The 12,423-nt window shown below is 38.0% G+C and carries 13 protein-coding genes, 1 riboswitch and 1 other annotated feature; of the genes, 5 read left to right on the top strand and 8 right to left on the bottom strand.

Annotated elements, in window-relative coordinates; all coding sequences use genetic code 11:
- The first annotated feature begins 96 nt into the window (after positions 1-96).
- A complete protein-coding gene (gene cyoE / locus IHV12_RS11340) occupies positions 97-1,011 on the top strand; it encodes a heme o synthase (protein ID WP_197128058.1) in 915 nt (304 codons plus the stop codon).
- Between the two features lie 295 nt (positions 1,012-1,306).
- Here cyoE and IHV12_RS11335 read toward each other — a convergent pair whose 3' ends face one another.
- A complete protein-coding gene (locus IHV12_RS11335) occupies positions 1,307-2,548 on the bottom strand; it encodes an MFS transporter (RefSeq protein ID WP_197190940.1) in 1,242 nt (413 codons plus the stop codon).
- 167 nt (positions 2,549-2,715) lie between these two features.
- Here IHV12_RS11335 and IHV12_RS11330 point away from each other — a divergent pair, with 167 nt between their 5' ends.
- Complete coding sequence (locus IHV12_RS11330) at positions 2,716-3,144, top strand: MarR family winged helix-turn-helix transcriptional regulator (RefSeq protein ID WP_197190939.1); 429 nt, start codon at positions 2,716-2,718, stop codon at positions 3,142-3,144.
- Between the two features lie 38 nt (positions 3,145-3,182).
- On the opposite strand, the gene IHV12_RS11325 is transcribed toward IHV12_RS11330, so the two are convergent.
- The 4 genes from IHV12_RS11325 to IHV12_RS11310 form a co-directional block, all read right to left on the bottom strand.
- Positions 3,183-4,046 (bottom strand): 5'-methylthioadenosine/S-adenosylhomocysteine nucleosidase, encoded by an 864-nt coding sequence (locus IHV12_RS11325; RefSeq protein WP_197190938.1) that lies wholly within the window; start codon positions 4,044-4,046, stop codon positions 3,183-3,185.
- Positions 4,047-4,217: 171 nt separating this feature from the next.
- Positions 4,218-4,321: riboswitch (purine riboswitch) on the bottom strand.
- Positions 4,322-4,382: 61 nt separating this feature from the next.
- The gene (locus IHV12_RS11320) at positions 4,383-4,943 is read right to left on the bottom strand and encodes a GNAT family N-acetyltransferase (RefSeq protein ID WP_197190937.1); all 561 of its coding nucleotides are present in this window, start codon (positions 4,941-4,943) and stop codon (positions 4,383-4,385) included.
- 18 nt (positions 4,944-4,961) lie between these two features.
- Positions 4,962-5,432 carry an HIT family protein gene (locus IHV12_RS11315; protein ID WP_197190936.1) on the bottom strand — a complete coding sequence of 157 codons (471 nt, stop codon included), beginning with the start codon at positions 5,430-5,432 and terminating at the stop codon, positions 4,962-4,964.
- A 21-nt stretch (positions 5,433-5,453) separates the two neighbouring features.
- Positions 5,454-5,924 (bottom strand): NUDIX hydrolase, encoded by a 471-nt coding sequence (locus IHV12_RS11310; protein ID WP_197191326.1) that lies wholly within the window; start codon positions 5,922-5,924, stop codon positions 5,454-5,456.
- 116 nt (positions 5,925-6,040) lie between these two features.
- On the opposite strand from IHV12_RS11310, the gene IHV12_RS11305 reads away from it, so the two are divergent.
- From IHV12_RS11305 to IHV12_RS11295, 3 genes are all read left to right on the top strand, one after another.
- Positions 6,041-7,126: a nitric oxide synthase oxygenase gene (locus IHV12_RS11305; protein ID WP_197191325.1), complete on the top strand. Its 1,086-nt coding sequence runs from the start codon at positions 6,041-6,043 to the stop codon at positions 7,124-7,126.
- A 111-nt stretch (positions 7,127-7,237) separates the two neighbouring features.
- Complete coding sequence (locus IHV12_RS11300) at positions 7,238-8,161, top strand: S66 peptidase family protein (protein ID WP_197190935.1); 924 nt, start codon at positions 7,238-7,240, stop codon at positions 8,159-8,161.
- A 108-nt stretch (positions 8,162-8,269) separates the two neighbouring features.
- Positions 8,270-9,253 (top strand): DUF2268 domain-containing protein, encoded by a 984-nt coding sequence (locus tag IHV12_RS11295; protein WP_197190934.1) that lies wholly within the window; start codon positions 8,270-8,272, stop codon positions 9,251-9,253.
- A gap of 317 nt (positions 9,254-9,570) precedes the next feature.
- On the opposite strand, the gene IHV12_RS11290 is transcribed toward IHV12_RS11295, so the two are convergent.
- The 3 genes from IHV12_RS11290 to IHV12_RS11280 form a co-directional block, all read right to left on the bottom strand.
- Positions 9,571-10,269, bottom strand: coding sequence for a GNAT family N-acetyltransferase (locus IHV12_RS11290; RefSeq protein WP_197190933.1), 699 nt, complete (start codon positions 10,267-10,269; stop codon positions 9,571-9,573).
- 49 nt (positions 10,270-10,318) lie between these two features.
- The gene (gene tyrS / locus IHV12_RS11285; RefSeq protein ID WP_197190932.1) at positions 10,319-11,569 is read right to left on the bottom strand and encodes a tyrosine--tRNA ligase; all 1,251 of its coding nucleotides are present in this window, start codon (positions 11,567-11,569) and stop codon (positions 10,319-10,321) included.
- 72 nt (positions 11,570-11,641) lie between these two features.
- Positions 11,642-11,870 (bottom strand) — a binding site (T-box leader).
- A gap of 8 nt (positions 11,871-11,878) precedes the next feature.
- Positions 11,879-12,391: a MarR family transcriptional regulator gene (locus tag IHV12_RS11280; protein ID WP_370568667.1), complete on the bottom strand. Its 513-nt coding sequence runs from the start codon at positions 12,389-12,391 to the stop codon at positions 11,879-11,881.
- Positions 12,392-12,423 lie beyond the last annotated feature (32 nt).

The following is a 12,423-nucleotide window of genomic DNA, read 5'->3' as shown; positions in this document are numbered from 1 at the left end:
TGGGAATTCATTTAGTGCTTTAATAGAAGTGGATTTAAGGTTACACTATATGGATAATATAGAGAGAGAATTATTGTGAAGATGGTGTCTTATAGTATGGAAAAAACAATGAAAGTAGAAAAACAAAAACGGTCAGCGATTCTGTCACAAACTGTGAAAACGGGAATCATTAAATCTAACCTCGTTCCTATGTTTGCCGGACTTACGCTGGCATTATATACGTACGATATCGATCCTGGCACTAAGTTACTTGATGTTGTATTCGCATTGATCGGAACCATTTTAGTAATAGGTGCTGCTGGTACGTTAAATAATGTATATGACCGCGATATTGATGCAATCATGGAAAGAACGAAGAGCAGACCTACGGTTACTGGTGAGATCGATACAAAATTTGCGATTACACTCGCTGGCATTATGGCTGTGCTTGGGATTATCGCTCTTGCGTTCACCACACCGCTTGCGGCATTACTAGGTTTCTTAGGTCTTTTCTTTTATGTCGTTCCTTATACGATGTGGACGAAACGAAGAACGATTTATAACACTGAGGTAGGCAGTATTTCAGGTGCGATGCCTCCCCTTATCGGTTGGGCAGCAATGACAGGGACACTTGCACACCCCGCGATTGCCGCACTGTTCATCATTCAGGTCATCTGGCAGATGCCTCACTTTTATGCCATCGCCATTCGCCGACACGATGAATATAAGGCAGCTCGTATACCGATGCTCCCTGTTGTAAAAGGTGTTAAAAGAACCTATACACAAACAAACATCTATCTAGTGTTATTAAGTTTAACGAGCTTTTTGTTCCTGCCGTTAAGCTTAGGGTTAACGCTAGTTGCACTACTCATGAACGTGGGTTGGCTTGTGTTGAGCATCTATGGCTACAAAAAAAACAAGGATTCTGAGAAATGGGCAAAGCTGCTCTTTATCTATTCTCTAATCCACATGACGATCCTGTTTTCAACAGTCATCGTCTACTCGTTGGTTGGTATTTTTATATTAAATTAGAAAAAAGGTTCGGAATTGCTCCGTACCTTTTTCATTTGTTGGTCCTCTTATTTTGACTGAGCAGTAAGTGCTTGGGAACTACCATTAAAGTCGAACGGCGTCGAGGATTGTAGACTCGAGGATAAACTGCATAAACTTTTGGATTTAGGACCAAAACTCGTGGATAAATTGCACAAACTTTTGGATTCAGAATCAAATCTCGTGGATTAATCCCTTAAACTCCTGGATTCGTTAATCCACCACAATTATAAAAGCCTGCTCCAATAGTTGGAGCAGGCTTTTTCGCTACTATTTTTTAATGCGCCGTATCCATTCGATCTACGTGCGCTAGATGTTTGTAGTTCCAACCGATGAATACGATTGATAAAAACACGAATCCTGCAGCTACATAAAATGGAAGATGTGGATTGAAGATCTCTGCTAGTTTTGCCGCCATGTAAGGAGAGATCGCCGCTCCTAAAAACCGCAAAAAGCTATACGCTGCAGATGCTGTCGATCGCTCAACAGGTGCTGCTTCCATAACAGCTGTTGTAATTAAGGTATTCGTATTCCCCAATATTGCTCCAGCAAAAACGATCGCTGAAATGATAACCCATTGAGTCGAAGTGAATAATCCCATGATTACAAGGTCAGCTACAAATAAGAACAGCATGATTGCCATAGATTTTACCGTTCCAAATGTTCTTTCTAGCTTTGGTGCCATAAATACGGATGTGATCGCTAGCAAAGTTCCCCAACCTAAGAACACATAACCTAGTCCCTTCGGATGTAACCCTAGAACGAATGGTGCGTAAGCCATGATCGTGAAAAATCCAATGTTATACAGTGCCGCAACGATTCCGAGTACTAAGAGCGAACGATGCTTCATCGCTTTAAACGGAGCAGATAACGGTGTTTTTTTCTTTTTCAAAGATAACTGCGCATTCGGTTTAGGCATCAATACCAACAGTATCATGAATGCAAGAATCATAAGAGTCGAAACTCCTATGAAAGGCGATCTCCACGAAATACTACCTAAGGTACCTCCGAGTAGAGGTCCGATTGAGATTCCTAAACCAACCGCTGCTTCATACAAAATAATAGCCTTAGCAGTACCGCTGCTCGAAAGGGATACGATCGCAGCTAATGCAGTTGCTACAAACAGAGCATTACCTAATCCCCAACCTGCACGAAGACCAACTAGTGTCCATATGTTATCAGCAAATCCCCCTAGTGCGGATACTGTCGCAATAATGAAGACCCCTGCCAAGAGAGTTCCTTTATTGCCAAGTCTAGAAGACACGCTACTCGTTATAAGCATGGCAAAAGCCATCACTGCATTATAACTCGTATAAAGTAACGTCACTTCACTTGGTGATGCTTGAAGATTTTCAGCGATAGAAGGTAAAACAGGATTGACCAATCCCATCCCCATGAAAGCTGTTATACAAGCGAAAAAAACAGCCCATACGGAGATTGGCTGATGAAATAAACTTTGTTTATCAAGCGTAACTCCTGAAACCTTAGCGCCGCCAACACTTTGTGTGCTTGATGACATTCTCACATCTCCTTTTCAATTTTATTTTGATTACAACTTATTGTATAATACAACTATATGATTGTATAGTACAACTACTTTATTGTCAAACCCACATCCTATTGTTGAAACATGTTCTAATCGGTTATTATGTTGGTAGAGTTTTGAATGTAAAGGTGGCAAATACGATGAAGAATCCCATACTTGAAAAGATCGAACTTGAGATGGCCGTGCTTGTAAGGCGCGTCACTTCGATCACATCCAAAAATAAAATCGGTAATCTTGACAGATCAGCCTATCTCCTTCTGCATCAATTGTCTGTTCATGGCCCTCTTGGAGTGAAGACGCTCGCTGATAGCTTGCAGCTGGATACCTCTACAGTCAGTAGACAAGCTGCTTCACTTGAGAAAAAAGGATATGTGTACAAAGTTCCAGATCATGTTGATCGTCGAGCTTACTTTCTACAGTTAACGAAATCAGGGACTGAAGATTTTAATGAGTATAAAAAAGCTCGGCTTGATCGTTTTGAAGTACTTACAGTTGATTGGACGGAGGAAGAACGCAAACAGTTTGGTCATCTCCTAAAAAAATTTAATAAGGCTATTTTAGAAAAATAAACCCCGCTAAAGCATGTTTAGCGGGGTTTTCCTTATCCTTATTTACCTTTTTTCATGGAGATGTATTCTTTTACAACTTCATAAACATAGTCTTGATTAGCAGCTGCTGTTGTAGGATCGTATTGGCCACCGTTGGTTTTATTGTTGGAAAGGACACGGATACCGAGGAATGCCACATCATAAGCTTTTGAAATTTGTGCTGCTGATGCACCTTCCATCTCTTCAACAGAAGTTCCAATGTTCTCGTGGAACCAGTTGATACGGTCAACTTCATTGTTCCAAACGTCTGCAGAACCGATCGTACCCTCTACAACTTTTCCTTTTGTATACTTATCTTTCACTGCGTGAGCAGCTTTTAACAGCTTTGCATCACCTTCAAAGAAACGTGCTTTTTCCGCATTTGGATCTTCCCCAGCACTACCTTCTGATGCCATCAAGTCCATAGGAATCCATGATGTAGGGTGTATCCCTTCATTCGCTTCTTTATGAGGTGTCTTTAAAGACCCAAGATTTACCGTTCTTTTTCCTAATACAATATCAAATACGTTTAAGCTTGGATCATGTCCACCAGATGTACCTTGATTGATGATAGCAACAGGTTTATATTTTTCGATTGCAATAGCAGTAGCTGCTGCTGTGTTTTCCATACCCTTACCTGTTTTGGCCACAATTACCGGATAGTTATTCAGTGTTCCTTTATAGAAAACAAAGTTCCCAGACGTTTCTTCTTTAACGTTCTTTAAGCGCTTTGCAAAATTCTCAGCCTCAATCGGCATTGGTCCTTGAATGATGATCGGACGTTTTACTTTCCCTTTTCCGGATGCTGTTTGGTTAAAATTAAACCCAGCTAATGCAGATAAAAATAAAACTGCTGCGATTGCTAATAATCCGTATTTCTTCATTGTAAATTTACCCTCCAGATGTCACGGATTACACGTATATACGCAATAAAAATAGCCTAGAGAATGTAGATATGTTCTACCTCTAGACCGACAGAGTCAAAGTATCATTAAGCAAAGGAAATTTGCTAAATCAATGGCTGACATACTTATTTTTTTATAAGTATAACTACTCAACCTGTTACTTCAACTCGTAGTCCAGTTCTTTCATTGGGAACCGGGTAGAAACACTCAGACCATATTACCGAGCATATACGAGTAATTCGTTTTTTATGTATGTTACTTTGATAATATAACAATAATCCGTTTCGTTTTCAACATAAAACTTAACATTTTTAATTATAATTTGTTTAATGTTCGGATTTCATCTTCTTTAAGCAATGAATAGATGAGAAGATCATCAAATTTGCCACACGTAAATTCATAATGTCTGAGCAATCCTTCTTTAACAAAACCTATATTCTCTACTAGTTTTTGTGATGGAAAATTATCAGGTTCAATCAGTGCTTCAATCCTTTCCAGTTCCATGTGTTGAAATCCATGTATTACAACAGCTTGCAACGCTTCTTGTGCAATACCTTTACCCCAATATTCTCTATTCAGTTCAAATCCAACTTCTGTTCGAAAATGCTTTTGTGTCCTATTTAGAAATCCACAGCTTCCAATGATTGTATCTGAACTTTTCAACGTGATTCCCCACCTTATCCCTGTATGTGCTTCTAAGATGGATTGATACCATTCTATTTCTCCATGTACATCCTCGACTGTTTGGTAAGGTTCGAGGCCCATATGTTTTACAACTTCAGAGTCCGATAGATAAGAAAACATATCCTTCGCATCATCCAGAGTTACCTTCCTTAAGATCAAGCGGTTCGTTTCAATTATAGGATGATCACTCATCGCATTCATGTCCTTTCTTTAACGAATTGTCACAGAAATCAATTTGCTTAGTTCGGCATTCAAACGGTTCTTCATATCTTCCAACTCATCTTGAGACGGTCTTATTTCATCTGCAAACATCTCTTCTCTATCTACCCACCATACAGGTCCTTTTACAGGTGAGTCGTTTTCTCTCCGAGGAAACAAATGCCAGTGAAGATGTGAATCACCATTTCCTAATAATTCATAGTTTAATTTTTCAGCGTTAAACGCGTTATAAACCGCTTCAGCTACTAAACTCATCTCATTTAAGAATGTCTTCTTCATATCTGTCTCTAAAAAATGCAGTTCTGTCTTATGTTGTTTTGAAAGAAATAGCGTATACCCTTTAAAATATTGATGATCTCCAATCACGACGAAACCTGTCTCTAGCTCTGCTACAAAATAAGGATTTGTTCTGTTATTGATCATCTCAATCCGTTCACATATTAAACAACCTGTATGAGTCATTCTTATGACCTCCTTCAACTTTCATAGTTTAACATAATTTTCCTTTTGTCTGTTTATTATGTTTAATCTTGTATGTAGTTCCCATAGTGCTGTTTTGTTGCTATCCCATTTTAAAGCGGAGACAGCCTCTTCATAGATAACCCATTTGTAGGCAGTGTGCTCTTTCGATAGATTCAATTTCTGATCATAGACTTCTAAACCAAATGAATATTCCGGTATAACGAAGACTTCTTCACCCCAAAGAAAGTGACCTACTACGTGTTCTACTGGCAAAGAAGTTTTTGAATCTAAATGGATTAACCCGCAATCTTCACCTAGACCTGTTTCTTCAAAGGCTTCTCTCCTGGCAGACTGTTCAGGGGTTTCACCCATTTCCCCGCCACCAGCAATTGCTTGCCAGTAATCCATATCTGAACGTTTTAAAATAGCATATTCAATACCAAGTTCTCTAAATACAAAAGGAATAACCAAAACCTGGTAAGGTGCTCTCATTCCCATCAACTCTCCTCCTGCATGTTCTATTTTTGTAACACTTACAAGCGGTAATTCTTCGAAAACTAGGCTATTATAATAATACACTTATTTTTGTTGGGGGCTTTATTTTGGAAATGAATCTTTTACAAGAAGCAACAGAATTTATCACTTCCTGTTATCAGGAATTAAATAGAACGCAGATTGAGATTGATGATCGAATTTCAGAAATCGCACAAGAAATTGAATTAATAGGTACATACAGTCACTTAGCTTTTGAAATTGATTACGGCGCAAAAGTAGCGTGGAGAAACAGCAATCGATGTATCGGAAGATTGTTTTGGGACCAGATGACCACGTTCGATCAAAGACATGTTGAAACAGAAGCAGAAATCTTTATGGCAATCGTAGAGCACATGAACTATGCGACTAACCATGGACGAATTCGGCCAACAATAACCATTTTTCCTCCCCAAACTAAGAAACACCATGCGCGAATATGGAATCATCAATTGATTCGATATGCTGGGTATCAGACAGAAGCTGGAATTATTGGAGATCCATCATCTGTTGAATTTACTGAAAAGTGCATAGAGCTCGGTTGGGAACCCAAATACGGAAAATTTGATATCTTGCCCATTGTAATTCAAGTAAATGATAACGTTCCTAAGTTATTTGAACTTCCAAAGTCTTCAACGCTAGAAGTAGAGATACGTCACCCTGAATTTGAATGGTTTCAAGATCTTCAACTAAAATGGTACGGTGTTCCCCTCATTTCAGATATGGCTTTAGAGATTGGCGGGCTCCGTTACACGGCAGCTCCTTTCAATGGATGGTATATGGGGACTGAGATCGGTGCAAGAAATCTAGCTGATGAAGATCGTTACAATATGCTCCCACAGATTGCTTCATGCATGGGCATAGATACGAAAAGTTCGATCTCTTTATGGAAAGATAAAGCGCTTGTTGAGTTAAACATCGCAGTGCTTCATTCATTCCGAGAAGATGGTGTTAGTATTGTAGATCATCATACAGCAGCTCAACAGTTCAAAAAGTTCGAAGAAAAAGAGTCAGAGAGTGGCCGAAATGTAACGGGTAACTGGGCGTGGCTCATTCCACCTATGAGTCCTGCAACAACTCACATTTTTCATAAACCTTACAAAAATGATATCGTAAAACCCAATTATTTTTACCAGCCTAAACCGTATTCGAAAGAAAAATAGACGATATAACAAAACGTTCAGAACGTGTTTTCTGGACGTTTTTTCATACGATTTGCTAATACCCAATATAATAGTGAATAGGATTTCGTTTCTCCGAAAGGAGCTGTTAGGATGTCGATCAAACCGCAGCAATTAAAGCAAGGCGATACTATTGGAATTGTAACATTGGGTAGCCCGCTCGAAGCGAACATAATTAATCAAGGAATCACAATGTTAAAAAATATGGGTTTTCAGGTGATTGTAGGAGACTATGTATACGCGACGAATGGTTTCTTGTCAGGAACCCCACAGCAACGTGCTTCAGATTTGATGAAGATGTTTCAAAACAATCAGGTGAAAATGATTCTTCCAACGCGAGGTGGTGTGGGAGTAGCAGGCATTCTACCCTATCTCGATTACAATATTATCAGAACCAATCCAAAGATCATCTCAGGTTACAGTGATATAACCATTCTCATAAATGTGCTGTATCAACTATCGGATCTCGTTACGTTTCAAAGCTTGATGCTCTTGGATTTCCGGTCCGGTACTCCTTCTTATAATTTCAATCAATTCTTTAATAGCATCACCCGAACAACTGCACCATGGCAGATCATGAATCCATCAACTATTCCGCTTGTAAGTAAAGTTGCAGGCAACGTTACAGGAGTTATTGTAGGTGGAAACCTAACATCGTTCGTAGATTGTTTAGGCACACCTTATGAAATTGACACAAAGGGTAAAATATTATTTCTTGAAGACACTCACGAGCCCGTAAACACCGTCTATAGATACTTAAACCACTTAAAGCTCGCAGGTAAATTTGAAGATTGTATCGGAATCATCATAGGAGAATGTACAAAATGTGAACCTGCATATGGAGTAACATTTGAAAATGTAATCGATGAATTTCTTGTTCCACTCGGCAAACCACTCATGACCAATTTAACAAGTGCTCACGGCTATTATAAAGCGGCGATCCCACTAGGTGTAAATGTGAACATGAATACGGTGAATCGTACTTTGACTGTTATGGAGCCGACGGTTATCATTTAATACGAAATATTCTTTTCTATAATGACCAAATTCGGTCGCTATGTATCTATTTGAATTCCCTATTTATGGTATTATTGAGGTAATTTATTTATGGGGGATTTTGAATAAATGAAAACAGTATTTCAAACAATCTTTCTACTTCTCATTTCTTTATTATTAATAAGTTGTACGACTAAGACATTACAAGTCAAAAGTAATAAAAATTCTCTAACAGAGCAAACTTCATTTGATTTTTCACATGATCATCAAACCTTTCAGATTATTCCCCTTTATGAGGAAGTATTAGATTATACGAATCTAGTAGAGAAAACTCCCTCAATGAACAACAAAAAAGAATACAACAAAAAAGTGGTAATTCCGTTCCAAAACAAAGCTTCTAAAGTCAAGGCAAACATAAAGAGCGGTTATTTTGATTTTTTCACTCCTACAAGTGATACAAAAAAACTTGCAGATAATACGAATAAGCTCCTTCAAAATCAAAAAGTAATAAACTCATATATTAAGGAAGCATTAATTAAATCTGCTGAACAACTCCCTGGAACAAACAAAACGATTTTTAGTATGCCGGTTAATCCCGAAAGCACTTTAGCGATTCAGGGAATGCAAGGTGTAACCGGATGGACGTTAAGCGAAAATGCGATTTTAATACAAATTGACCCTTCTTTTTTAGAGAATGCATTAAAGTATACAATTGCACACGAATATCATCATACAAAAAATTTAGAAAGTACAACTGATTTAAACTTCACTATAATAGACAAATTTATCTTTGAAGGTAAAGCAGATAATTTTGCTACTGTCATCTACCCTTATCATAGAACAGCCTGGACAGAGCCTTTACCTGAGATAGACTTTAATCATGTTTTGACCCAGTTAAGTACAAATGCGAATTCATTAGATCCATATTTATATAATGAATATTTTGATGGGAATGCTGTGAAAAAGATTCCCAAATGGTCGAATTATAAGGTAGGTTATGAAATGACAAAAAATTACTTAGAAAACCATTCACATCTTTCAATTGAAGAATGGACCAAACTTGGAGCAGAAGAAATAGTTCAAGGAAGTAAATACCATCATATATTTAGATAACGAAATGTTATAGCTTAACCAAAAAAACACAAGGCAACTTCCCAATCGGAAGTGCCTTGTGTTTTATACTTGTAACTGTCATTACTGTTTAATCAAGTACAACAAGCTACAGCCTTTTTCATTTGATCTTCAGGGATGTAAAGATTTTCGTTTTTTACTTTAAAATCGATTCCGTTTTCAGTTAAACGTTTTTTGTCATTCTCCGTTATTTCTCCCCAATGAACATACTTTCTGTTTTCTTCTTTTTGACACGCAGATAAGAACATAACGCAAACCATTATAGTAAGTAGTTTTTTTATGCCAGGACACCTCGCTTTTTAATCACAAAACAAATTATGGTTTTCCAAATTCATCTTGCTATATGAACGATTTAGAACCTCTTTTGCAATACCATTACCATGATGATACTTTTCAACATACATAGCTTTAACTATTCGTTTTACTTCAGACTTCGATATTTCATGTTCTGTTTCCTGTTTCATGAATAAATGAAGAGGTACATCTACGCCATCATCATGTATAGGTGGCTGAAAATAGAGAAAATCCTCCACTTTATAAAAGCCGTTTTTCATAAAGAAGTTCGTTCGCTTTATGCAGTCTTCCTTTTCTTTTTCGCTGTGTACCATCTCTTGCGTCTCAGTCTCAAGAACGATTGCTTTTAATGACTCATTTCCAGCATGAATACTATCTTGTTGTAGAACTTCTTCAATCTTTTGAAGAGATTTTGCTCCTAACCCTTTACTTCTTATTTGAGGATTTGTTACTAGATACACGATAAATCCTGCATTTACGTCAGCTAAATAGTGAGCTGTAACAACACTGATTAACTCATCTTCCAGATATCCAACTAGAAAACGATAATGATTTGGCCGGTTCGCTTCAGCATTCTTCAGACTTTGAAGAAAAACCGATTCTGGTTCCCGAACCTCAATCGGAAAAGAGTTGTGATACAAAGTAAGTGCTTCTTTCAAATTTTCTTGATTTGAAAAAGTGACTTCTTTCCAAGTGATTTCCATTTTTGATAACCGCCTTTTTCTTTTAAAGCATGTTAAAATATCTATTACTTTATTTATTCAATGTAATTTTGACAAACTTTCGCTTCCCAACTTGAATGACCATACCCTCAGATAAGATGAGGCAAGAACTTGCATCTTCCACTTTCTCATTATCTACTTTAACACCACGGTTGAGGATCATTCTACGAGCTTCGCTTTTTGATGAAAGCATCTTCAACTCAACAATTAAGTCTATAATTGACATTTCTAAAGGGCCGTCCCATTGAATGACCGGAATATCAGATGGCAGAGAGCCTTGTTGAAACACGGAGATAAAATCCTTCTCTGACTCTTCCGCTGCTTCTTGGCCATGGTAAATGCGGACAATCGTACGAGCTAGAAGCATCTTTGCATCACGTGGGTGAAGCTTCCCAGTTGCAACATCTGACTTTATTGTATCAATCTCTTCTTTGTCTAAGTCCGTTACGAGTTCGAAGTACTTGATCATCAGCGTATCTGGAATGGACATCGACTTTCCGTACATTTCATTGGGAGCTTCATCAATACCAATATAGTTTCTCTTGGATTTAGACATTTTTTCAACGCCATCTAAACCTTCTAAGAGGGGCATAAGCATAGCAACCTGCTTTTCTTTTCCAAATTTCTCTTGGTAGTGTCTTCCCATTAGTATGTTAAAGTGTTGATCCGTTCCACCTAATTCAATATCACAGTCTAACCTAACAGAGTCGTAACCTTGCATGAGCGGGTAGAAGAATTCGTGCAGTGAGATCGGCTTTCCTGTTGAGATACGCTCATCAAAATCATCCCGCTCCAACAGTCTTGCCACTGTAATTTTACCAGCAAGGTTTATTACATCTTCAAAATTCAGCTTAGAAAGCCATTTAGAATTGTAGTGCAGCTCTACTTTTTCCATATCTATGATTTTTCCAAACTGTTCGAAATATGTTTTCGCGTTGTGCTCCACTTCTTCTGTTGTCAATTGTTTTCTCGCAACAGACTTTCCTGTAGGGTCACCGATCTTGCCTGTAAAATCTCCAATGATCAATTGAATGACATGACCGTTTTGTTGAAACTGTCTTAACTTATTCAACACCACTGTGTGACCAAGATGTACATCTGGTGCTGAAGGATCAAGTCCAAGTTTAATTTTCAGTGGACGATTCTCTAAAATGGACTTTGCCACTTTTGTTTCTAACTCTTCGGTAGGGATTATATCCTGAACGCCTTGCTTATAGATTGCCATTTGCCTCTTCACTTCATTTTGCTGTTGCTCTGTTAGTTGTTCTAAAACTGGAATCATCCTTATTTCCTCCTCTAATTATTGTAAAAACCTAATTCTCAAGAAATTATAAAAAGACCACATCCCTATAACACAAGGGACGTGGTCTAAATTCACACGCGGTACCACCCTAATTGAAGAACAAATATTCTTCCACTCAAGTTAAATAACGGTTTTCCCGTTCTTCGTCTGTTTCTAATATAAGTGACGAAGAAAGCTCTTGGAAATGTAATTCACATGATCTTTGTACTGATTCACACCAACCACCAGCTCTCTAAAACAGGGAGATCATTGCTACTGCGTTTCCTGTCATCGCATTTTTTATTAAATTTAAAAGTCGTTCTCTCGAATAACTCTTCTTAGCAAGCCTGAGATTAATTTCTGCTCTTCAACGGACAAGGAAGAAACGACTTCAACCTCACCTTCATGAAACCTTGGATACAGTTCCTCCATCACTTTTCTGCCTTTATCAGTCAGAACAACACACGTGATGCGTCGATCGCGATTATCCACCTTACGAAAGCATAATTCTTTTCTTTCCAATGTATTCGTAATGTTACTTATGGTTGCTTTTGAAACTCCAGCGGATAATGCTAGTTTTTTTGTTTCAACGGATTCCCATATCCACAAATCATACAGAATAGAAAATGACGTCCAAGATAACCCATGCTTTGCTAATACTTCTCGCTCCATCTTATTACGCAATCCCTGAGCAGCTCGATACAGATTTGTAACCACTGTAATAGAATGCAGATTGAGTGATTCGATCGGTGCTTTAGTCAATTGATTGATGGTGTCCTTCTCTTCCGGCAACAATTCACCGTACTCATCAAAAGAATAGATATGATCCACTCCTTATCAATTTTCATAATCGT

The sequence above is a fragment of the Fictibacillus sp. 7GRE50 genome, from assembly GCF_015903875.1.
Taxonomy (GTDB): domain Bacteria; phylum Bacillota; class Bacilli; order Bacillales; family Fictibacillaceae; genus Fictibacillus; species Fictibacillus phosphorivorans.
The sequence above is the reverse complement of the archived record's forward strand: the minus strand, read 5'-3'. Positions and strand labels throughout refer to the sequence as shown.

What these genes read in the sequence shown, in the direction of transcription:
- cyoE (WP_197128058.1), top strand. Translation starts at nt 97, where the DNA reads ATGGAAAAAACAATGAAAGTAGAAAAACAAAAACGGTCAGCGATTCTG.
- tyrS (WP_197190932.1), bottom strand. Translation starts at nt 11,569, where the DNA reads ATGATTCCAGTTTTAGAACAACTAACAGAGCAACAGCAAAATGAAGTG.
- IHV12_RS11305 (WP_197191325.1), top strand. Translation starts at nt 6,041, where the DNA reads ATGAATCTTTTACAAGAAGCAACAGAATTTATCACTTCCTGTTATCAG.
- IHV12_RS11310 (WP_197191326.1), bottom strand. Translation starts at nt 5,924, where the DNA reads ATGAGAGCACCTTACCAGGTTTTGGTTATTCCTTTTGTATTTAGAGAA.
- IHV12_RS11300 (WP_197190935.1), top strand. Translation starts at nt 7,238, where the DNA reads ATGTCGATCAAACCGCAGCAATTAAAGCAAGGCGATACTATTGGAATT.
- IHV12_RS11320 (WP_197190937.1), bottom strand. Translation starts at nt 4,943, where the DNA reads ATGAGTGATCATCCTATAATTGAAACGAACCGCTTGATCTTAAGGAAG.
- IHV12_RS11295 (WP_197190934.1), top strand. Translation starts at nt 8,270, where the DNA reads ATGAAAACAGTATTTCAAACAATCTTTCTACTTCTCATTTCTTTATTA.
- IHV12_RS11325 (WP_197190938.1), bottom strand. Translation starts at nt 4,046, where the DNA reads ATGAAGAAATACGGATTATTAGCAATCGCAGCAGTTTTATTTTTATCT.
- IHV12_RS11335 (WP_197190940.1), bottom strand. Translation starts at nt 2,548, where the DNA reads ATGTCATCAAGCACACAAAGTGTTGGCGGCGCTAAGGTTTCAGGAGTT.
- IHV12_RS11290 (WP_197190933.1), bottom strand. Translation starts at nt 10,269, where the DNA reads ATGGAAATCACTTGGAAAGAAGTCACTTTTTCAAATCAAGAAAATTTG.
- IHV12_RS11330 (WP_197190939.1), top strand. Translation starts at nt 2,716, where the DNA reads ATGAAGAATCCCATACTTGAAAAGATCGAACTTGAGATGGCCGTGCTT.
- IHV12_RS11315 (WP_197190936.1), bottom strand. Translation starts at nt 5,432, where the DNA reads ATGACTCATACAGGTTGTTTAATATGTGAACGGATTGAGATGATCAAT.